The 20,790-nt window shown below is 48.7% G+C and carries 17 protein-coding genes and 1 other annotated feature; of the genes, 5 read left to right on the top strand and 12 right to left on the bottom strand.

Translation table 11 applies throughout. From position 1 onward, the window contains the following. Positions 1 to 76: 76 nt before the first annotated feature. Entirely contained in the window at positions 77 to 1,453 is a 1,377-nt protein-coding gene (locus CHH60_RS27735; protein WP_095362142.1) for an aminotransferase-like domain-containing protein, read from the bottom strand. A gap of 173 nt (positions 1,454 to 1,626) precedes the next feature. Here CHH60_RS27735 and CHH60_RS27730 point away from each other — a divergent pair, with 173 nt between their 5' ends. From CHH60_RS27730 to CHH60_RS27710, 5 genes are all read left to right on the top strand, one after another. Beyond that, entirely contained in the window at positions 1,627 to 2,556 is a 930-nt protein-coding gene (locus tag CHH60_RS27730) for a DMT family transporter (protein ID WP_095362141.1), read from the top strand. Positions 2,557 to 2,589: 33 nt separating this feature from the next. Further along, positions 2,590 to 2,917 (top strand) — a binding site (T-box leader). A 157-nt stretch (positions 2,918 to 3,074) separates the two neighbouring features. After that, entirely contained in the window at positions 3,075 to 4,070 is a 996-nt protein-coding gene (trpS, locus tag CHH60_RS27725; protein ID WP_095362140.1) for a tryptophan--tRNA ligase, read from the top strand. A gap of 125 nt (positions 4,071 to 4,195) precedes the next feature. After that, positions 4,196 to 5,302, top strand: a complete 1,107-nt coding sequence (locus CHH60_RS27720; RefSeq protein ID WP_095362139.1) for a GerAB/ArcD/ProY family transporter — start codon at positions 4,196 to 4,198, stop codon at positions 5,300 to 5,302. Continuing rightward, on the top strand, positions 5,283 to 6,752 hold the full coding sequence (locus tag CHH60_RS27715) for a spore germination protein (RefSeq protein ID WP_095362138.1): 1,470 nt from the start codon (positions 5,283 to 5,285) through the stop codon (positions 6,750 to 6,752). The genes CHH60_RS27720 and CHH60_RS27715 overlap by 20 nt, the downstream gene beginning before the upstream one ends. After that, positions 6,749 to 7,906 carry a Ger(x)C family spore germination protein gene (locus CHH60_RS27710; protein WP_095362137.1) on the top strand — a complete coding sequence of 386 codons (1,158 nt, stop codon included), beginning with the start codon at positions 6,749 to 6,751 and terminating at the stop codon, positions 7,904 to 7,906. The genes CHH60_RS27715 and CHH60_RS27710 overlap by 4 nt, the downstream gene beginning before the upstream one ends. Positions 7,907 to 7,971: 65 nt before the next feature. On the opposite strand, the gene CHH60_RS27705 is transcribed toward CHH60_RS27710, so the two are convergent. The 11 genes from CHH60_RS27705 to uvsE form a co-directional block, all read right to left on the bottom strand. Continuing rightward, on the bottom strand, positions 7,972 to 8,388 hold the full coding sequence (locus CHH60_RS27705) for a sensory rhodopsin transducer (RefSeq protein WP_095362136.1): 417 nt from the start codon (positions 8,386 to 8,388) through the stop codon (positions 7,972 to 7,974). 37 nt (positions 8,389 to 8,425) lie between these two features. Further along, on the bottom strand, positions 8,426 to 9,640 hold the full coding sequence (locus tag CHH60_RS27700; RefSeq protein ID WP_369680210.1) for a rhamnogalacturonan acetylesterase: 1,215 nt from the start codon (positions 9,638 to 9,640) through the stop codon (positions 8,426 to 8,428). A 71-nt stretch (positions 9,641 to 9,711) separates the two neighbouring features. Continuing rightward, the gene (locus tag CHH60_RS27695) at positions 9,712 to 10,551 is read right to left on the bottom strand and encodes a carbohydrate ABC transporter permease (RefSeq protein WP_095362134.1); all 840 of its coding nucleotides are present in this window, start codon (positions 10,549 to 10,551) and stop codon (positions 9,712 to 9,714) included. A gap of 2 nt (positions 10,552 to 10,553) precedes the next feature. Further along, positions 10,554 to 11,456 carry a carbohydrate ABC transporter permease gene (locus tag CHH60_RS27690; RefSeq protein WP_221192845.1) on the bottom strand — a complete coding sequence of 301 codons (903 nt, stop codon included), beginning with the start codon at positions 11,454 to 11,456 and terminating at the stop codon, positions 10,554 to 10,556. 140 nt (positions 11,457 to 11,596) lie between these two features. Then, complete coding sequence (locus CHH60_RS27685; protein WP_095293183.1) at positions 11,597 to 12,880, bottom strand: ABC transporter substrate-binding protein; 1,284 nt, start codon at positions 12,878 to 12,880, stop codon at positions 11,597 to 11,599. Between the two features lie 222 nt (positions 12,881 to 13,102). After that, positions 13,103 to 14,656, bottom strand: a complete 1,554-nt coding sequence (locus CHH60_RS27680; RefSeq protein ID WP_095362132.1) for a response regulator transcription factor — start codon at positions 14,654 to 14,656, stop codon at positions 13,103 to 13,105. Next, a complete protein-coding gene (locus tag CHH60_RS27675; RefSeq protein ID WP_095362131.1) occupies positions 14,631 to 16,418 on the bottom strand; it encodes a sensor histidine kinase in 1,788 nt (595 codons plus the stop codon). Before CHH60_RS27675 ends, CHH60_RS27680 begins: the two co-directional genes overlap by 26 nt. Positions 16,419 to 16,626: 208 nt before the next feature. Next, positions 16,627 to 17,946, bottom strand: a complete 1,320-nt coding sequence (locus CHH60_RS27670; protein ID WP_255248106.1) for a stalk domain-containing protein — start codon at positions 17,944 to 17,946, stop codon at positions 16,627 to 16,629. A 231-nt stretch (positions 17,947 to 18,177) separates the two neighbouring features. Beyond that, positions 18,178 to 18,444 (bottom strand): hypothetical protein, encoded by a 267-nt coding sequence (locus CHH60_RS27665; protein ID WP_095362130.1) that lies wholly within the window; start codon positions 18,442 to 18,444, stop codon positions 18,178 to 18,180. A gap of 229 nt (positions 18,445 to 18,673) precedes the next feature. Then, positions 18,674 to 19,537 (bottom strand): inositol monophosphatase family protein, encoded by an 864-nt coding sequence (locus CHH60_RS27660; RefSeq protein WP_441339419.1) that lies wholly within the window; start codon positions 19,535 to 19,537, stop codon positions 18,674 to 18,676. A gap of 107 nt (positions 19,538 to 19,644) precedes the next feature. Next, positions 19,645 to 20,646: a UV DNA damage repair endonuclease UvsE gene (gene uvsE, locus CHH60_RS27655; RefSeq protein WP_095362128.1), complete on the bottom strand. Its 1,002-nt coding sequence runs from the start codon at positions 20,644 to 20,646 to the stop codon at positions 19,645 to 19,647. Between the last annotated feature and the right edge of the window lie 144 nt (positions 20,647 to 20,790).

Here is a 20,790-nt window from a genome sequence, read left to right as displayed (position 1 = left end):
CAGATAAGGCGTGCAATCAGGCTGACTATTCAGCTTGGCTGCACGCCTTTTGTATTTTGGGGCCGCTAAAAAATCATTACACGTTTCGGCTTTGCAGCTTCACGATCTCTTCACGAATGATCCGCATGCCCTCCTCAATCCGCTGCTTCGGCACATTGGATATATTCAGCCTCAGCATTTTATCCTGCTGCGTTCCATCAGGGTAGTAACGCTCGGTTGTACCTGCTATTACTCCGCGTTCTTCCAGCCTTGATAACAACACGCCAAGCGGCATATTGCCGGCTAGTGGCAGCACGGTATGCTCCCCACCTGTTCGCGGAGCATTGGCAAAGGGACTAAACTCCGGATCGGCAGCAAGCTGCTCATGAACCTTCTGCATCCTGGCTGCATAACGACTTCGAATGACTTTCCCGTGATGTGCAAACATGCCATTGCGAATATAGACCTCCAGCGCAGCCTGAGACAGCACCGAGGTGTCGATATCCAGCATTTTTTTGTGTCCCCCGAACGAAGGAGCAAGAGCCCCGGGAAGGACTGCTACACCAATGCGCAGGCCGGGAAACAGAATTTTGGAGTAGCTTTTCAAATAGATGACCCTGCCTACCGTATCGTAAGAAAATAGCGGGTCCTGTTTTGTATTTTCCTCCAGATCGGCTAAATAATCGTCCTCCACCAGGTATACATCATATCGTTCTGCCAGCTTAATTAATCTCTTCTTCTCGGCTAAGGTCATGGATGTCCCCAGCGGATTGTGAAAGCGTGGCATGACGTAAAAGAATTTAATATCGCCTTCACCAAATTGCCGTTCCAGCGACTCCCAATCAAGACCTTCCAGCGTTCGTCTTACTCCGGTAACAGGTACATTCAAGCCTTCCAGCAGGGATGGCATAAGATGATAGCCTGGAAGCTCAACCAGAACCCGTCTCTTGCCATTCGGAAAAGCCATCAGGGCCAGCACAGCAAGCGCCTGCTGCACGCCGGATGTAATAAAGAACTGTTCCGCAGGGGCAAATACCTGATAATCGGCAAATTGCCTCTGTAACAAATCGATCAGGGATGGCAACCCTTGCTCCGTACCATACAGAAACAACTCCGCCTGATTGTTCTCCATCGCCTGATCAACACAATGGCGAAAATCGGAATACGGAAATACACGGGGATCGGGAGCAGCAGAAGCGAAGTCCAGCGGTTCTTTCCAGTCCACGTCCTCTGCACCCACTCCGTTCTGCACAGCGTAATATCCCGACTGAGGGACGGCATACACCAGATGTCGCTGCTCAAGCCATTGATAGGCACGAATTGCCGTGCTTACACTGCATTGATAATGTTCAGCCAGCACACGTACCGCCGGGAGTTTAATTCCCTTATCAATCCACTGCTGATGCCCCCGCTGCTGCAGCTGTTCCTGTATCCAACGCTGCAGAGACTCCGCGATTATTTCATACTTTTTCATAAATAGAACCTATCCTTCCCACATAACTGTACCGGTACAATCCATGCTTTTCTTTATTGTACCACGACTGAACTGACAGTATATTGAATAAAGCAAAGACCTTACAGCAAGTGATAACAATCAAGGTGTTTGCCTAGTCCAACCGAGTTAATCAGGCTATATGGAGGAACAGTATGAATACGACACGTACCCGGGCTTATGCCTATACCGGAGCCGTAATGTATGCGGCTATCATTGGTTTATCTTTTCTATTTGTCAAAATGACCGTCAATGTCGCACACCCGATGGATGTGCTTGCACATCGGTTCGCCCTATCCCTTCTCGTCGTCAGCATCCCGGTTGTCCTGGGATGGATCAAAATCCGGCTTACACTGCGGGATCTATGGCGAATCATACCGCTCGGTCTGCTCTCGCCCGTTTTGTTTTTTGCCTTTCAGGCCTTTGGGCTTGTATCGTCCAATTCATCCGAGGCTGGAATCATTCAGGCCATGGCCCCTGTCTTCACCCTTATTCTGGCTTCAGTATTCTTGAAGGAACGGACATCTGTGCTGCAAAAGCTATTCCTGCTTCTTTCTGTGGCCGGAGTGGTCTTCATCTTCCTGATGAAAGGCAGCGGAATGACTTCAGGTAATTTCAAGGGAATTGCCCTGCTGCTTCTCTCTACGGTTTGCTTTGCAGGGTATGGTGTGCTTGCCAGACCGCTTACCCAGAAGTATAAGCCGATGGAATTAACGTGGGTTACCCTGCTCGTCGGTTGTCTTGTTTTTAACGTCTCCGCCGTCATCCGTCATTTATCCAGCGGTACGATAAGCGATTTTGTAAAACCTCTCGGGGATGCATCTTATCTGGGGGCACTGGCCTATCTGGCCATCCTATCCACCATGATTTCGACTCTGCTGTCCAGCTATGCGTTAACCCATCTGGAAGCTTCGAAGATGAGTGTATTCAGCAACTTCTCTACCTTGATTTCCATAGCGGGTGGCGCCTGGATTTTGCATGAACCCGTCGGCGGATACCATGTTGTCGGAGCCATCCTGATTATCGCAGGTGTGCTCGGAACCAATATGAGTGGCAGAAAACACAGGCTGGTCAGTGAAGTCTAAGCATGATACAATGTGTAAAATTGTAAACGGACGTTATCAACGATGATGAAGAGAAGTACATACGACAGCGTGCTCCAGAGAGCCGGCGGATGGTGGAAGCCGGTGCACGGGTCGTATGGAAATGGGCTTCGGAGTTCCGAGCTGAACACGGCCTGTATCCTGTAATCGGGGTGCAGGACGGTAAGTAGGCAAGGCGGCATGTTCAGCCGTTATCCAAGGACAGGATATCGATCAATAGATATGCTGGTTCCTGTCTGGTTTTTCAATCAGCCTGACCATGAATCTTGATCCGTATCTCCAAGCGGGCCGCAACCAGCGGCCAATTAAGGTGGCACCGCGAAGCATAAGCTTCGTCCTTCTGTTCTGTTCCCTCACGGGAATCAGGATGAAGGACGAGGCTTTTTTTTGATATCTGCATACTGGTACAGGCTGAAAGGGGGTGATGGTCGTGGAAGACGGCTGGTGGCGTCAGCAGACTAGAATGCTCGAACAATTACAAAATCAAAGGAGAATGAACCATGAGTATGAACAAGGATGTTATTTTGACTGGAGACCGGACCACAGGGCAGCTTCATCTCGGCCATTACGTGGGCAGCCTCCGCAGCCGGGTGCAATTGCAGAATGAATACAAAACCTATATTTTACTGGCAGATGTGCAGGCGCTGACCACACACTATAATCAGCCAGGACTGATTGCAGACAGTGTTTATCAAGTGACTCTCGATTATCTCGCCGTAGGTATTGACCCGAACCAAGCCACGCTGTTCATCCAATCCATGATACCGGAGATTGCGGAATTAACGGTGATCTTCTCCATGTTTGTCACCGTGAACACGCTTCGGCACAACCCCACCATCAAAACGGAAGCGCGTGATCGCGGATATACGGATCTGTACTACGGTTTCCTGGGCTATCCAGTCAGTCAGGCCGCGGATATTGCTTTCTGCAAAGCGACACTCGTTCCAGCAGGCGAAGACCAGATTCCACATATCGAGACTGCACGCAAACTGGTCCGCAGATTTAATGAGCTCTACGCTCCGGTTCTGCCGGAACCACGCATATTGACTGGTGAGCGGCTTGGCGGACTCGATGGCATCGGCAAAATGAGCAAAAGCATGGGCAACGCCATCTCCTTAAATGCGAGTCCGGAAGATGTGCATGCCAAACTGACCAAGGCCAAGACCGATCCTGCACGCGTTCATCGTACCGACCCAGGCCATCCTGATATCTGCCCGGTATTTGCATACCATCAGTTATTCCGGAAGGAGCACGCTGAAGAAATTCATGCCAGCTGCAGCGAGGGCTCCATCGGGTGCAGAGAATGCAAGCATTTTGCTGGCACAGCGATTAACGATTTGCTTGCACCCTTTCATGAACGGCGAAATCATTATGAGCAGCGTGAAAATGAGGTGAAAGAAATTCTTATCGACGGCACCCGTCAGGCCCGCAAAGTCGCGCGAGAAACGATGCTGGAAGTACGAGAAGCCATGGGGATTCGTTATTTCGATCTTTAAGAGTAAAGGAAAAGCCTGAGTTCAGAATGGGATCATCAACTTAACTACTCGCTTGCCGGTATGAAGACCACAAATCACGTTAACACTGCTGAGGATAGTCTATCGCGAAAAGGGGACCCCTCAGCATGAAACCTAGACAACCTTCTTTTTTGCAAGCCATGATGTTAATTATGTTATCTGTTGGCCTAATCAGCCACGTCCTGATCATTCCTGCCTTATTAAGTGCGGCCAAAAGGGACTCCTGGATTTCTGTCCTGTTATCGGCAGGACCCTATCTGGTGTTTGCGCTCATGCTTGCCTACGTCTCTCGTTTTCTTCAGCATCAAACCTTACATGAATGGCTGACTTCCCATCTGGGAAAACCCCTGGGCTTGCTCTTCCGGATCGGAAACAGCCTCTTTTTCTTGTCCGTCATCTATTTCACCCTGCACGATACCACCACCTGGGCTAAAACCAGTTATCTGACGGAGACACCCATATTGGCAACAAGCATTGCTCTTATGTCGCTCTGTGCCTATGCGGCCTATAAAGGCATTCGTTCGCTCGCATTTACAGCAGGACTCGTTCTGCCTCTCGTTGTGCTGCTTGGCTTCTATGTCGCAATCGTAAATACTCAATACAAGGATTACAGCCGTCTGCTCCCCGTTCTTGAACAGGGCTGGCGTCCCGTTCTTCACGGCATGGTGTACAGCCTCGCAGGCATGTTTGAGCTGCTGTTCATTTGGTATATACAGCCCCATCTGTCGAAGCGGATACGTGTATGGCAGTACGTTATGCTTGCTTTTATTATTCTTGGATTGACACTTGGCCCACTTGTGGGGGCTATCGTAGAATTTAATCCTTTTGAGGCTGCCAAAATGCGTTATCCTGCTTTTGAGGAATGGAGAATTGCCTCCTTGGGCAAATACATTGCACAGACCGATTTCTTTTCCATCTATCAGTGGCTCGCCGGCTCATTTACCCGAATAAGTCTTGCCATGTATATTGTGGTAGAAATTTGGAATATTAAGAACACCTCCAGAAGGATCATCACGTTTATTTCAATCGCCGTTTTCTTCATCCTCTCCATGGTGTACCGTCTGGACGATATGACATTCGAAAAAATGCTTGTCCACTACGTATTCCCGTTCAATCTCATCTATCTAAGTGGACTAGCGATTATTGCAACCACCGTTGCATTCATCAGTTCACGCCAACAGAGGAGGAAACATCATGGAGCACCGAGCGATTGACATCACGTCCCATGAAACACTGCTTGCCTCTTTGAAAAAACAATTCGATCCCTGCGCGGATGTTGTTATTCAGACTTTTCCTGCCAAAGATGAAACCGATAAGTCGGTCATTATGCTATATTGTGACGGCTTGACCGATGCCAAACAAATTAACCAGTTCATTATTCCCCGGCTGGAACAGCATTCTCTGCTTATCGAAGAAACACATCCCAAAGAATTGGGCTTAACTCTAAATCCGATCGAAGATCTTACAGATACAGAGAATATAAACCTTCTAATTTTCAGTGGACAACTGCTGCTCATTTTCGGGAATGGCGATCAGTCGTGCAGTTTGGATATTGCGAGTATACCTGGGCGCAATCCTGAGGAATCCGCCATTGAGTCCTCCGTAAAAGGACCCCGGGACGGATTCACCGAGGAGCTGAACGTTAATATCGGACTCATCCGCAAACGGATAAAAACCTCTTCGATGTGTTTTGAAAAATACGTAAAAGGCGGTCGTACACAGACTACCATTGGTCTGTTGTATGTAAAAGACATCATTAATCCGGAGATTCTGAAAGAAGCTCGCCGGAATCTTGACCAGATTGAAGTCGATGGCATTCTCGGTACTTCTGTTATGGAACGTTCGATTATGGGAGGCATCCGCAGTATCTTCCCGCTCACCGATAATACAGAACGTCCTGATTATGTCGTGAGTTCACTCTTAAATGGACGTTTTGCTGTTCTGATCGAGGGCTCGCCCGTAGCCATCATTGCACCAACTACGCTGTTCAATCAGTTGAAGTCACCAGAAGATGAGAGTACACCTTTTTTTATTGTGACATTTGAACGAATCTTAAGGATATCAGGTTTGCTTATCGCTTCCTTTTTTCCAGCCTTCTATATCGGTCTGACCAGTTTTAATGTGGAACAGATCCCTCTACCCCTTCTGGCGACCATTGCCGGAACTCGTATGGGCCTGCCCTTACCAGTGACACTGGAAGCCTTTTTGATGATCTTTATGTTTGAATTATTCAATGAGGCTGGCCGCAGACTGCCGCGTGCACTGGGCCAGACTGTCAGTGTGGTGGGTGGACTCATCATCGGTGATGCAGCTATTCGTGCCGGAATCACTTCTCCTACCATCATTGTGTCTGTGGCCATTTCGGTCATTTCCAGCTACATTTTGGTCAATACGGTACTAAGCGGGGCTACAGCCCAAGTTCGAATAGGGATGCTTGTGATGTCTTCCCTCCTTGGACTGTTCGGTTTCATGCTTGGGCTATTCGCCCTACTGGTACATTTGGTTTCCTTGGAGTGTTATGGCGTTTCCTATTTGTCTCCCGTCTCTCCCTATATTCCCGGTGACTTTACCCAAGCCGTATCCATGCAGCCTACCATGAAAAGGACCAAGCGCCCGGCCGCACTCCATACTCAGGATTCCACCCGCCGGAGGAAACGCCCTTGAACAGATGGTTTTCCATGGGCCTTATGCTTATGAGTTGTCTGATCTTACTGACGGGGTGCTGGGATTCCAAAGAGGTTCAGAGCATTAACTTTATTACGGGTATAGGGATCGATTATGAAGATGGCAAGTATATCGCTTATGCCCAACTGATCGATTTCTCCAGCATTGCCAAGCAAGAGGGGCCGACTTCACGGCAAGCAAGTGACATCTGGATTGGGCGAGGCGAAGGCACAACGCTCAGCATGGCGATTAATGACCTCTATCAGACTTCGCAGCAACAAACCCTTTGGACACATGTTAAAGCAATCGTTTTATCGAAAAACGCCCTTAACGGTCGGCTCGAGGATATTTTCAATACGCTGCTGCATTCCGGTGAGTTGAGATATACACCTTGGATTTACGGGACGGAACAAAGCATACCCGATGTTCTTGCTCCCTCTGCCTTGTTAAATCAATCTACGCAAACCATTGAGCTATTCGAACCGATCAAACTATATAAGCAGTTCTCTGCCTTTGAACCCATCCGCCTTCATCAGCTCCTTGATGGTTTTCGTGAGCCTGCTTCGGTTATTCTACTACCTTCTATAACCAACAGGAACCATACCTGGTTCAATGGGGATGAGAATCCCCCTCTAGTTAAAACCGATGGATTTTTCGTCATTACAGACGGCAAAAATCAAGGCAAGGTTTCAGGTGAAGACGCAGATGGTACTCGATTCGTAAATTACGATCATGTCTATCAGTATCCGTTGTACGTATACAAGAGTGGGGGGAAACTGCCTGATCTGACTCTTAGGCTCCTTGATCCGCATACCAAGGTTTCAGCCAGGATGGAAGGAAGCGGGGTCACCTTCGACCTGTCTACTTCAGTAAAAGGTATCATCATTGAGGAACATGTCTCTCACCAGTCTCCCCAAATGATGGAGGAAGCAGCCGAGAAACAAATTGAGTCTGCAATCCGTACTACATTTGAAAAAAACAAATCACGCCAGATCGACTCGTATGGTTTTGTGGAACATCTGTATCGTCATGACCTCGCATTGTGGAAAAAGGAGGTTCAGCACCGAGCGGATCCGATTAAACGATTCAAACTTGGAAAAGTGAACGTTCATGTGAAAATCCTCAATGCCAGCACATACAAATACACAGAGTAATATGTGAAAAGACGACCAGCCACCTGCAGTCGTTGCAAGGTGGCTGGTCGTCTTGGCATGAGTATTTAAGTCAGCGGAAAAGCCATGACACTCATCAGTGCCAGTTCGGGCTGTGTGGTATCCAAACGACTGTATTGAATGATAACAGGTACATTACTGGAAACGGTGATGGCATACGGCACACCTGAAGGAATAGACTGATCTCCGGAATGAAGAGATGCCGTACGGATGTGCTTGGTCCTTCTTCCCGGCACGCTTGCTTCTATGTTCTCGATCGGTTCCCTGTCTTCGAAGAAGATGGTTATATCGAGTACCGCCTCCTCCTGACCCGTATTGAGAACACAGATGCTCTCATGACTCTCCAGCGAGCCCCGACTATCTGGCGGTATGTATCCGTCTGGAATAACCCAATAAGTGTGACCTGTAGCCGCTGCTGTCTCATGCTTTGCCAAACGGCCTGCTTCCGTTTGCTCTCTTGCCATTAGGAGTCCTCCTCTATGCATGATATTTCCGCCCTATCTATCGTAAATACATTTGCAGCGGTTGCAGTCTAAGCTCGCGGATCGCTTCCGCTACTTGTGCCGCCAGTCGCCGTCCGCCGCGTTCCTGAAAGTGCGTATTGTCCTCCACGCCTGCCGGGAAGTTCAAATATTCGCCCGGAAGAACCCACATGAAATCGTCCTTGGTGCCTTCGATCCCCGCCTGCTCAAACAGAATACGGCTGCGTTCAGCAAGATCAATTAGTGGAACATCTTCCTCTTGTGCCAGCTCCCGCACGGCAATAATATAATCACCATGCGTGTCGTTCAGCGTGCCATCGTCCGCAAAAAAGCGCCGATGCACGGGCGTCACCAATACCGGGCGAGCTCCGGCTCCGCGGGCTGCATCAATATACTTTTTCAAATACTCCTTATAGGTTGTGAAGGGTTCTGTTCCCCGCTCCGGGTCTGGTTTCTCATCATTATGTCCGAATTGAATGAACAAGAAATCTTCAGGCTTAATACGCTTCATGATCGCATCCAATCGACCTTCATGGATGAAGCTGCGCGAGCTCCGTCCCGACTTTGCGTGATTGTCAACAGCAACATCATGCTTGAATTGAGCCGGCAGCAGCTGTCCCCAGCCACAGTATGGGTACCCGCTCTCCGGCTGATCCGTTACCGTGGAATCTCCCGCCAAGAATACGGTCATCGTCTGATTGGCAAGCGTAATCTCCAAGGCGTTGATCCGTGGGGCCGGACCGGAAAAGGACAGACGAAGCCTTCCGCCTCTGACCACAACCGAAAATCTGACCTCGGCATATTGTCCCGGCAGAGTACGGATCGTTGGCAGCATCAATCTGCCTTCACCAGCCTTCACTCTGGTGACCGTCTCAGCGAGCTCATCTCCGGCAATAAGCAGTACCTGATACGTGCCGTCCGGCACATCAACGATAAACGATGCCTTGAGTGGAATGCAGAAGCTTGAACGCAATCGGGCAGACACATTGGCCTGCCCCGAGTACTCCTGATTTTGCTGTACGACATCTGAATCTTCTGTCTCACCAAACCGCTGTCTCTCATAAACACGGGAATTCGGCTCAAATCCGTACCCGATTGTATCCCTGTAGATACTATTGGCTGACACTTTCTGGTACCCTTCAATGCCCGCACCTGGACCGAAGTCAAATTTCCAATGCGTAACCTTCTCTTCATTGCGGGCCGCTGCCTCGGTGGCAACGGCTTGACTACCCAGAGCTTTATCCAATAGGAACAACCTCCCTGTTTAAGCTTTTGGATGAAGTGATAATCCACAGTGAATCAAGTTTATCCTTTCAGTCCGCTGGTACTCATGCCCTGTACAATCTGTTTCTGGAAAATGAAGAATACGGCTACAACCGGAATCAGACTGACGATGGACATGGCGAACATCGCTCCCCAGTTGGAGGCTGACTCGCTATCCAGGAACATTTTGAGCGCCATGGATACCGTATATTTATCCGGTGAGTTCAGATACAGTACCGGCCCCAGAAGATCCTCCCATCTCCAGTAGAAGGAGAAGATTGCGGCAGTCGCCAGCGAGGACTTAATCAGCGGCATGATAATCTGAATGTACAATCTGAATTTGTTACATCCATCAATCGTTGCCGCTTCATCCAGCTCTTTTGGAATCGTACGAATGAACTGCACCATCAGGAAAATGAAGAACGGCATTCCGAAGAATGTAGGTACTACAATCGGTAGAATCGTATTCAACCAGCCCAGCTTCGTAAAGATAATGTATTGCGGTACCAATACCACGTCATGCGGCAGCATCAGAGTCAACATCATCAGGGAGAACCAGAAGCTGCGGCCTCTGAAGTTAAGTCTGGCGAAACCGAAGGCAATAAGCGACGAGGATAACACGGCACCAATGGTGGAGATGACTACGATCACGAGTGAATTGGTGATGTAGTCCATAAACGGTCTTCCGCCCGCACCTTTCCAGCCATCCACGTAGTTGCTCCAGATCCACTCTGCAGGAAAAAGGGACTCCGCCGTAACGAAGATGGTACGGCTCTCTTTGAATGAACTGAACAACATCCAAAGTACCGGATACAGCATCAGGAGGGCTAAAGCTGCAACGAACAGATGATAAATCGGCCACTTTACATTTCTCCAAACCATCCTTACTTCCCTCCTTCAGATTCATAGAATACCCAGAACTTGGATGTTAAGAACACAGCTACGGTGAGGATACCGATCATGATGAGCATGATCCAGGCCATTGCCGAGGCATAACCCATATTGTTAAACATAAAGGCCTGACGGAACAAGTACAGTGAGTACAGCATCGTACCATCCATTGGACCCCCTTCTCCTTTGGAGATGATGTATGCAGGTACAAAGGTCATGAATGCACCGATCGTTTGCATAATCAGATTGAACAGGATGATCGGGCTAAGCAGTGGCAATGTGATGCTAAAGAATTTGCGTACCGGGTTAGCACCATCCACACCTGCAGCCTCATACATCTCGGGGGAGATATTTTTAAGGCCTGCCAGAAAGATCAACATGGACGAACCGAACTGCCAGACGGACAGCGAGATCAGCATCACCAGGGATGCATTGGGATCACCGAACCAGCTGATAGGTCCGATTCCGATTGCGGTTAGCGCACTGTTAATTACACCTTCATTACTGAAAAGGTTACGCCACATGATCGACACGGCTACGCTACCACCAATAATGGATGGGAGATAATACAGGGTACGGTAAGTCCCGACCATACGGGAACCAGTATTCAGGATCATGGCGACAAAGAGTGCGAAAACCAGTCTCAGTGGAACACCAATGAATACATACAGGAAGGTTACCTTAACCGAGTTCCAATACTTGGGGTCTTCAAAAAACATTTTGGTGTAGTTGTCCATCCCAATCCACCGGGGGGAAGTGAACAGGTTATAACTTGTAAACGACATGTATAAGGACACAAACATTGGGATCAGCGTAAAGCCCAAAAATCCGATAATAAACGGACTTATAAATGCGTACCCGGTCAGGTTTCTGCGTAACGACGAATACTGCCTCAACGGAATGAACCTCCTTTATTGATCTGCCTGCTTCCAACAAACGGGGTATTCACAATTGGGACGGGGAAAGGCCCCCGCGGTTAGCGAGCAGCCCCAGTCCCCGTCATCCCGGGTGGGATGAGCAAGCAATCATTCAACTGTTATTTATTGTTGGCCAGAACCGCTTCAGCGTTTTTACGGAATGTCTCCGCTGCCTGTTCCGGTGTAATTCTGCCAAAATTCAGTTCCTCAACAGCATCCGCCAGAGACGCAATGACTTCAGGGGAACCCACTGGCGGTGGTGGACTCATTGGCGAAGCTTTTGGCTCCATGGCCGCTACAAAGTCAAATACCTGCTTCGTTGGCTCACTCAGTTCAGGTGCAATGGCATCTTTGATTGCACCTGAGATCGGCACACCGCGCTCGCCCTTGATCAGTTTGTTGGCTTCCACGTCGTTCACCCAGAAATCGATGAATTTGGCCGCTTCTTCCTTCACTTTGGAGTTCGAAGTGACTGCCCAGTACATACTTGGTTGCATGTAGAGACCCTTCTCCATGTCCGGTCCAGGCATAGGAGCAAACTCCAGTGGACGGTCAGCAACTTGCTGTACGGCCACAAACTGGTTCGACCATTGCCAGATTCCGATTCCTTTGCCTTTGACCAGATCGGATTCCTCGATAATCCCCTTCGTTTGGTTAGCTATGTCCGGCGAAGGCGCTGCTCCTTGTTCGATCATGCGACGCATCAAACCGAAGAACTCGACAAACAGTTTATCATCGTCATACCCAAGTCCCGTACCTTCAGCATTGTAAAGTGACAAGCCTTTGGTCCGGAGGAAGTAGTGGAAGAAAATATCCGGAGCTACCCCGCCATCCAAGTACAGTCCTTTTTCTGCGGTTTGTTTACCCAGCGCTTCGTACGACTCCCAAGTCAGATTTTCCGGGAATGTATCCACTCCTGCTTTTTTGAGCAGTGCCGGGTCATAATGGAAGCCCAATACGTTAACCCCGGCAGGTACACCATACTGCTTGCCGTTGATTACGCCAGTACTGATGACGTTTTCGGAAACATCATCCACCTTGATCTGATTCCCAAGGTATGGTGCCAGATCTTCCAGCTGACCATTTTGTGCATATTGGCTGATGTAGGAAATATCCATCTGAACAATGTCTGGCAGTTGATTCGCTGCAGCCTGTGGAGCGAGCTTCTTCCAGTAGTCATCAAACGAGGCATACTCGACGTCAATTTTGACGTTCGGATTTTTCTCTTTGTACAAGTCAATGACCTTCTGCGTGTATTCATGACGTGCATCCGAGCCCCACCACGCGATACGCAGCGTCACCGAGCCATCCGCGGATGTTCCTCCCGATTCTCCATCTGAGCTGCATGCCGCTGTAAATACCAGCAGCATTGCCATCATCAGGAATATTGCCTTTTTCACCATGCCAATCTCCCCTTTTTGTGTGGATATGGTTATGTGAACGGGTTATCCTCACCTTTCTGATAACGCTTTCACAAACTTGATACTGTCATTTTCGCAAATGTACGACCAGAGTTGAATACACAAATCCGTCTTGTTGGTTCAAAAAACAGAGGAGGACCACATTCACCCGTCACGGTGTTGTTTGTCCTCCTCTTGCAATGATCAAGGAGCGCCAGCTAATTGTTATATGCCGGATCTTCGGTATTCTGTTGGTGTCATGCCGGTCCACTTTTTGAACACCTGACTGAAATATTGCGAATTGCCTCCGAAGCCAAACAGTTCCGCAAGCTCGAATACCTTGACGTCCCCTCCCCGACGAATGTGCTCACATGCTCGCTCAATGCGCAGGCGATTCACGTAGTTGGAGAAGTTTTCTCCTGTCACTTTTTTGAAAATTTTGCCCAGGTAGTCCGGATTCATATACAGCATTTGATGGGCAACACCATTCAGTGAAAGATCAGCTTCACCGTAATGTTTATCTACTATATCCATCATCTTCTCCACGGCAGAAGACTGGCGGCTTATATGATTTTTATAATAGCCTGATGTCAGGTTGGCTGTGCTGTTGGCGATAAAAGACTTTAGTCCGGACAAGGTATCCATGTGAGGAAGCTCTGCCATCCGCTGTGTAAACTCCGTGGCCTCTTCAGGCGGACAGACATGAATCATGGCCGAGTAGAGCTGAACAACATAAGATCGGGTGACCTCAATATCAAGCTGCTGTCCAGCTAAACGCTCAAACAGGCGATCAACTTCGGCACTGGCTTCCTCGCTATTACCCGACTTAATCAGTTGGCACAATTGTTCGGCATCCTGCTCGGCATGCACGCCTTCACATTCCCCGGCAATGGCTACATCATTCTTCGTGATCAATTTGCCTTCTCCGATGAAAAAGCGATGGTTCAGACATTGCAGCGCCTCACGATACAGACGCCGTGACTGGACCATGTGGTCCGCTTCGCTAAGTGCAGCCGTTACTTGTAATTTATAGAGCCTGGTAAAAGCCGCTCTCACTTCCTCAATTCTCTCCCTTAAGTCAGCGTAATCAGCCGAATCTTCCAGCAGAATCAGCAGCTTGCCTTCAATGGTTGTGCTTAACAAGACATACGGCAGCAGATCGCTAGCAATGTTCTTGATGGCAAACAAATGACTGTAGTCATGTTCGTCCGAGATATGGAACAATAACAAGCGAACTTGACTTGCTTCGAGTTTCAGATTGAACAGCTCCTGATAATACTCCAGATCGACCGGACCATAAGTCCGATTGGTCATGAACTCGAGCAAAAATTGTTCTTTTACATGGGGAAGTACCCTTTGTAGCCGCTGCTTCATTTCCCCAGCCACATGCTCTTTTACCTGTGCATCCTGATGCTCTTGAAGCAGTTCCGACAGGGCATCATGAATCTGATTTTCATTGCAGGGCTTCAGCAAGTAATGCTTCACGCCATATTGCATGGCCCGGCGGGCATATTCGAACTCTTTATAACCGGATAGCATGATAAACCGGAGCCCAGGGTAGGCTTCAGAAGCCTTTTCTATAAGTCCCAGTCCATCCAAACCCGGCATGGATATATCGGTAATAATAATATCAGGTCTGGAATGCCCGATTTTGTCCAATGCCTCAATCCCGTTCCTGGCGGTGTCCACCAATTCAGTACCGGCTGCTGCCCAATCCACCACTTGGGAGATCCCCTCCAAAATCACACGTTCGTCATCTACGAGCATCACTTTGTACATCGTCATCGTCCTCTCTGATCCAAGGTATTCTGATCGATACTACGGTCCCGGCACCGGGATTGCTGCTCATGACCATGCTGCCCTCCTCACCGAAGGTCAGCCTGATCCGTTCCTGGATGTTGGATAAACCTATGCCTTGCCCTCTTGTCTGAATGCGCCCTTCCTGCAATTGCTCCAAAAACTCCGGGGTCATGCCCGGTCCGTCATCCTCTACTTCGATGATAATCTTGTCATCTTCCGCTCTGGCTCGAATCCGAATTTTGCACGGGTGTATACTTGGTTCAAGCGCATAGTGAATGGCATTCTCCACCAAAGGCTGTAACGTTAGCTTCGGAAGTCGTGCACTCCCCACCTCAGGAGCGATATCCATATCAAAATCAAGCCTTTCCTCAAATCGCGTGCGCTGAATGGTCACATAACTACGAACGATATCCAGCTCCCTTTCCAGCGTGATCCACTTCTCGGACATATTCACTGAACTGCGCAGCAGGAATCCGAGTGCCTCGACCATTTCGGAAATTTGCCGCTGCTTCTGCACTTTGGCCAACCAGTTAATGGACTCCAGCGTGTTATAGAGGAAATGAGGATTGATCTGTGCCTGAAGCGCTTTCAACTCTGTCTCCCGAATGACCAGCTGCTTCGCATAATTCTCGTCAATCAGTTCCCGGATGCGCTGCAGCATCATTTTGAATGTACGATGGAGCAGCCCAACTTCATTTTGGGAAGATACCGGAACATTGCCCAGAGCAGCCTCCTCCAGCTTATCCAGATCCCCCTTTTCAATGTTGCGCATCTTCTTGATCAACTGGGCGATCGGCTGTGTAATGCTGCGTGACAGCTTGGCTCCAAACACCAGTGCCACCAGCAAAATCATAAAGAAAATGACAGTAACCAATTGTTTGACAAACTGTATTTGCTTAAACATCTGATCAAACGGCGTCATATAAAGGTACACCCAATTCGTATAGGACGAATGCGCACGAGCGACGAAATTTCTCCCCTGTTCAAACATGGCAATCCCATAAGGCTGGGTCCGCTTCAATTCGGATTCCAACTCGGAATCGGTCACTGATGACTGCGTGGGATAGATCACCTCTCGTCCATCCGTAATCAGCAGCTGCGAGTCCTCAGCGGGGTGCTGCATCTGATCCTGAACTATACGATCCAGCCGTACACGAATAATCAGTGTTCCCAGCTTCTCCAAGGTAAAGGCCCCACCTGTAAAAGACTTGACCTGCCTAACTGATATCAGCCTGGCTTGCTGATCTCCACTCGTATACCATGCATTGGATCCTGAATATTGCTGTCCGAGTGCAATCAGTTCCGTCTGCATGGACTCCGATATTCCCTCACGGTTTCCCGCAGCCATAACATTATGATCATTATCGATAAATATCATGGAATAGATGTACTTCTCTGATCCTGCATATGCGACAAGTCGGTTGGTTATTTTTTTGAGCAGCCCGTTTTTCTCGTATCCGGATTCCGCCTTATCCAACTGCAGAAGATACTGCTGGAGCGCCTCGTCCGACATGACCTTGAAGGAAAGGTTGGCGATTTCGCGCAGCTGATTCTCGATGCCTACGGAAGACATATTCAGTACCTGGGACGACTTCTCATAGATTTGACGATCATAGATTTTGAATACATATCCTAGGACAGAAACATAAAACGTGAAGCTGATCAGCATCAAAAATCCGATGAGAAGAATGGTTTTGTGATGGATCGGCAGCGATGTGAAAGCGTTCTTAATTTTTCTCATCCAAAGCGCTCCTTTGGCCCCGCGAAGGGTGCAGGCAGGTGTGAGAGTCTCGTTCTACTGTAAGTTATTTTCATATTTACACATCCATGGGCAGATGACAAGTCATATTTATGCAACATATAGCGTCCTATTCAAAGGCACTTCGAAAAGAAGCCGGATTGATCGTTAGATCAACCCGGCTTCTCGAATAGAATAACTTCACATTGGCTTACGGATTAACGAATACAGTCTTCAACTTCGCCACATATTGCACATCAAAGCCAAGCCCTTCAGCTACCATGGCCAGTGGCACATACGTTTTGGACTCCTTGCCCACCTTGTTCAGGAACGCAGGTGTATCTACGGCAACAGATGCGCCATTTACCTGAACCGCACTTGCACCAATCTTCACAGCGACCTTACGGTCTCCGTATGTAATGGTTGCCGTAGAGGTTTTATTGTCCCAAACCGTGGTAGCCCCTACAGCGTTCACGATGTCCTGAATCGCCACAAAATTTTTCCCATTGCGAATGATGGGTTTATACGGCGTGTTTAACGTTTTGCCGCTAACGATGATGTTCATCGGTTCACCTGCTGCAGGCACGGCCAGTTTGGTATAATCGCCCCAGATCGTTTCTGCAAAGACCTTGGCGATCGCTTCGTAACCAAACTGATTCGGATGAAAATCACGATCCTTGATCATATGTGTCATGGTTCCCTCACCGCCAACAAACTCCTTGGCTACATGTGCCACTTTTACATCCATCCCCTGTGCGGTGAATTGGGATGCAATGCCGTCAATGGTTGCCGTAAAACCTTCGGATGCTTCCATGAGCTTGGCATATAATGCTTTTCCTGCTACTTCAGGCATAGGCTGGTACTGGTCGGCAATGACAATTTCGGCGTCGGGATTAATGACATGAATCGTATTGATTACCTCGCTGACATTCGCGGTATACGCTGCCAGCAGCTCCTTCACCTTAGCTTCCAATTCCGAGTCACTTAGGGTACTCGCTGTACCCAGCAGTTCGGATACATCATTGCCTCCAATGGTAATCGCGATGAGATTGGCTCCTGCTACGCTCTCGCGGATTGCAGCTATGTTGGCTCCCATCTGCCCGGCTCTTGGATCTGGCAAACTCGGCTGAATGGCTTCAGAGGTTAATGTTTTGCCTTCATTTATTGCAGAAGTAAAGTTCTTCAATCCAATACTCTTCAAGCCGGCTATACCATAGTTATCCACCTGAGTACGGCCATGGAGCAGCCCTTGCTCCTGCAAGCGCTCTACATAACCATAAGGGAGGCCCTTAGCATTCGGCTCATATCCTACCGTAATCGAATCTCCCAAAGTAACGATTCTGAACTCCTTCGTTACAGCTGCAGCATCCTTTTTCACATTGGCGGCTGCCGTTGTTGTACCGGCAGGTAATGTGCTAGTGCTGGTATCCGCTGCATGTGCCGGTAATGACGTTGATGCAAACAGCAATCCAGCCAGCATGCATGCTGTCAATGCAGCCGACGTGTTATTCCATGTACGTGTACGCTTCATTCGTGGGAACACTCCTTTTTCTCACATCTATAAGATAATAACTTGAACTTTATTACACAGTTCTTCTGCGGTGGCAGAAGTTCGCCATATTTCTATTCTAGCATTAAAAAGTAGAGATGTCGTACGGACATCAGCCTGCTCACAAAACAACAGACTCCCCTCTGAGGGAAGCCTGTTAACCTATGATCCTAGCTTTGTTTCGCTTGTTACAGCAGTGGTTTAAACGGTGGTTTAGTGGTCTTTCTTTTCCGTATCTGCGGAGTTATTTTTCTCGGCAGAACGTTCCAGATAACGATCATAGCGATCGTCCACTTCACGTGCCATATTCCGGTACATCAACGTTTCCTGGACAATTGGGTCCGTTTCCGTCTGAATGCGCACCTCATATTTGGGAGGAATAAGCTGGCGTTCACGCTTGTCCGTGTCGCCGGACTCTTCCATCTCCCCTTCAGTCAGCATTTCACTCAAACGTCGTTCCAGTTCCTTGGATTCATCCATCGTTCATCGCTCCTTCAATTAAGTTCATAAATGTACAACCAAATATTATTGCACCTACACTTCGATGGCCAGAACAATCTTCCGATCGCTGTTATCCCCAAATTTTCTTGTTTTCTTTTCAAAGGGAAAAATTCGGGGATAAAGGCGAACGCTTCGCTTCTCCAGATTTTTTCTGCCCCTCGTTCATGTACAATATAAGTTTGTTAAATCATTTAAGAAATTAATAAACTCACTCCAGGCCGGTAGCTTTGGCATCCTTGAGTACATCTGTCAGTGCATCATGAATTTTGCCGTTCGTGGCAACCACATGACTGACAGACAACTGATAAGGTGTACCCATGGTATCGGTGACCTTGCCCCCGGATTCCTCAACGAGCAGGGCACCTGCAGCGATATCCCACGGTTTCAGTCCAACTTCGGTGTATGCACTGAGGCGACCTGCAGCAACGTATGCCAAATGCAGCGCTGCTGATCCACCTGCACGCAGGCTTCGTACTTGCGGTGCAAGAGCCTGTACAGCTGCCATGTTGACTGGCAGGGCATAGGTAGTATCTGCCGGGAAGCCCACTGCGACCAGGCTCTGGCCCAGGCTCTGTTCATTGGATACAGCCATTCGGTTGCCGTGGACGTATGCACCTTTTCCTTTTTCAGCTACAAACAGTTCGTCTCTGGAAGGATCGTAAATGACCCCTACAATGACTTCACCATGATGAGCCAGGGCGATAGACACCGAATAAAACGGAAATCCATGGACAAAGTTCGTTGTTCCGTCCACTGGGTCCACGATCCAGAGGAATTCTTCCTCCTGAGCCTCTTTCAGTGCTTTGGCTGAAGCTTCCGGTCCAGGTTCAACACCCTCTTCACCGAGAATGGCATGGCCCGGAAAGTGGGTTAGAATCAGACGGCGGATCATCTGCTCCGCTCCTTTGTCCACTTCGGTAACAAGATCCTGCGGCGAATATTTGGTTCCAGGCTCGCCTATGGTTCCGAGACGGCTCTTGATCCATTCACCTGCTTTGGAAGCTGCATTAATGGCAACAGCAGTATAGCTTTTGCTCGTCACGACATAAGGTGTTTTTTCCTTCTCATTCAAAGCGTTCACTCTACTTTCTATATCAATCTACGAAAAGTTAAAATACTTGTTAAAAGTATACGCCTCACCGGTTGTAAAGTTTCTTGCTGCCCAGGCCCCTTTTGGCTCTAGGGATGGATAATGACTGTAGATTCGTCCACCCATTCCACGCCTTCTTCGTGGTAGAAGGCCAGCTTCTGCATGAGCTGCACCAGGGCTTCATCCTTGCGCTTCGCCTCGATCATGACATCAAGTTCCGGCGTATCTGCAGCAATATGACGTAAAAAGGATAACAGAGGCTCTACTTCAACGCCATCGGCATGTCCGCGGATGTCCTTCTCGCTCTTCGGACTGGATACGTGAATTTTTGGCGGTAATGGCCGGTCTGCAGGGGAGTCCGCCTGTGCCAGCGGCGACTGCCACGTCTTCCATATGTCAGACCACATATCCCATGGCTGTTCGCCTTCATTATTGACCCACTGATGATGAATATCCAGCACCATCGGCAGTCCCAGATGCTGACATACGGCCAGCGTTTCGGAAACGTTGAATGTTTTATCATCATTTTCGAGGGTCAACCGTTCCTGGATATCCCGATCAAGCTTCAGAAAATTCTCTTCAAAGCGCAGCGCTGCACTAGGCTTGTCCCCGTATGCACCACCAATATGTATATTATTTTTGGCAGTGGCATTCAGTCCCATGGCATCCAGCATCCGCACATGATGACGAAGGTCACGCATGGAGTTCCGGAGCACTTCCTCCCGCGGCGTACTTAGAACGGTAAAATGGTCGGGATGGAAGGATACGCGCATTCCGTTCTCCTTCACAAAATCACCAATGGCAGCAAAATCGGACTGGAGGGCCGGGAATGGATCCCAATCCATCAGATCCTCATGTGTCGCCAGCGGAATTAATTTGGAAGAGAAACGATATACATGAATATGGCTGCCCTTGTTATGTCTAAGCAACCGTAACGTATTATGCAAATTCTCGGCTGCAATCCGTTCTAGCTTGCGAATGGCTGCCTCCCTGTCATCAATTTTCTTGAAGCTGGCCATGGTCATCGTGCGGGAAGGAGATGCATTCTCGACCAGTACAGACATCGCCACATAACCAAAACGTACAAGCATGGTGTTCTTCCTCTCTATTAGGGCGGAATTCCTGCCTGGCATCTGCTGCCGTTAGGTTTTCCGGTCACTGTATATAACCAAGTTTTACCCTAAAAGAAAGTCCGTAATCGCTCGCCTTACAATTCCGTTCATTGGTCCCATAAG

The organism is Paenibacillus sp. 7523-1 (assembly GCF_002276415.1).
GTDB classification, from domain to species: Bacteria; Bacillota; Bacilli; order Paenibacillales; family Paenibacillaceae; genus Paenibacillus; species Paenibacillus illinoisensis_A.
The sequence above is the reverse complement of the archived record's forward strand: the minus strand, read 5'-3'. Positions and strand labels throughout refer to the sequence as shown.

Bases quoted from the DNA above. Each gene is read 5' to 3' on its own strand.
- CHH60_RS27735 (WP_095362142.1), bottom strand. From the start codon at position 1,453: ATGAAAAAGTATGAAATAATCGCGGAGTCTCTGCAGCGTTGGATACAG.
- CHH60_RS27730 (WP_095362141.1), top strand. From the start codon at position 1,627: ATGAATACGACACGTACCCGGGCTTATGCCTATACCGGAGCCGTAATG.
- trpS (WP_095362140.1), top strand. From the start codon at position 3,075: ATGAGTATGAACAAGGATGTTATTTTGACTGGAGACCGGACCACAGGG.
- CHH60_RS27720 (WP_095362139.1), top strand. From the start codon at position 4,196: ATGAAACCTAGACAACCTTCTTTTTTGCAAGCCATGATGTTAATTATG.
- CHH60_RS27715 (WP_095362138.1), top strand. From the start codon at position 5,283: ATGGAGCACCGAGCGATTGACATCACGTCCCATGAAACACTGCTTGCC.
- CHH60_RS27705 (WP_095362136.1), bottom strand. From the start codon at position 8,388: ATGGCAAGAGAGCAAACGGAAGCAGGCCGTTTGGCAAAGCATGAGACA.
- CHH60_RS27695 (WP_095362134.1), bottom strand. From the start codon at position 10,551: ATGGTTTGGAGAAATGTAAAGTGGCCGATTTATCATCTGTTCGTTGCA.
- CHH60_RS27685 (WP_095293183.1), bottom strand. From the start codon at position 12,880: ATGGTGAAAAAGGCAATATTCCTGATGATGGCAATGCTGCTGGTATTT.
- CHH60_RS27680 (WP_095362132.1), bottom strand. From the start codon at position 14,656: ATGTACAAAGTGATGCTCGTAGATGACGAACGTGTGATTTTGGAGGGG.
- CHH60_RS27675 (WP_095362131.1), bottom strand. From the start codon at position 16,418: ATGAGAAAAATTAAGAACGCTTTCACATCGCTGCCGATCCATCACAAA.
- CHH60_RS27670 (WP_255248106.1), bottom strand. From the start codon at position 17,946: ATGAAGCGTACACGTACATGGAATAACACGTCGGCTGCATTGACAGCA.
- CHH60_RS27665 (WP_095362130.1), bottom strand. From the start codon at position 18,444: ATGGATGAATCCAAGGAACTGGAACGACGTTTGAGTGAAATGCTGACT.
- uvsE (WP_095362128.1), bottom strand. From the start codon at position 20,646: ATGCTTGTACGTTTTGGTTATGTGGCGATGTCTGTACTGGTCGAGAAT.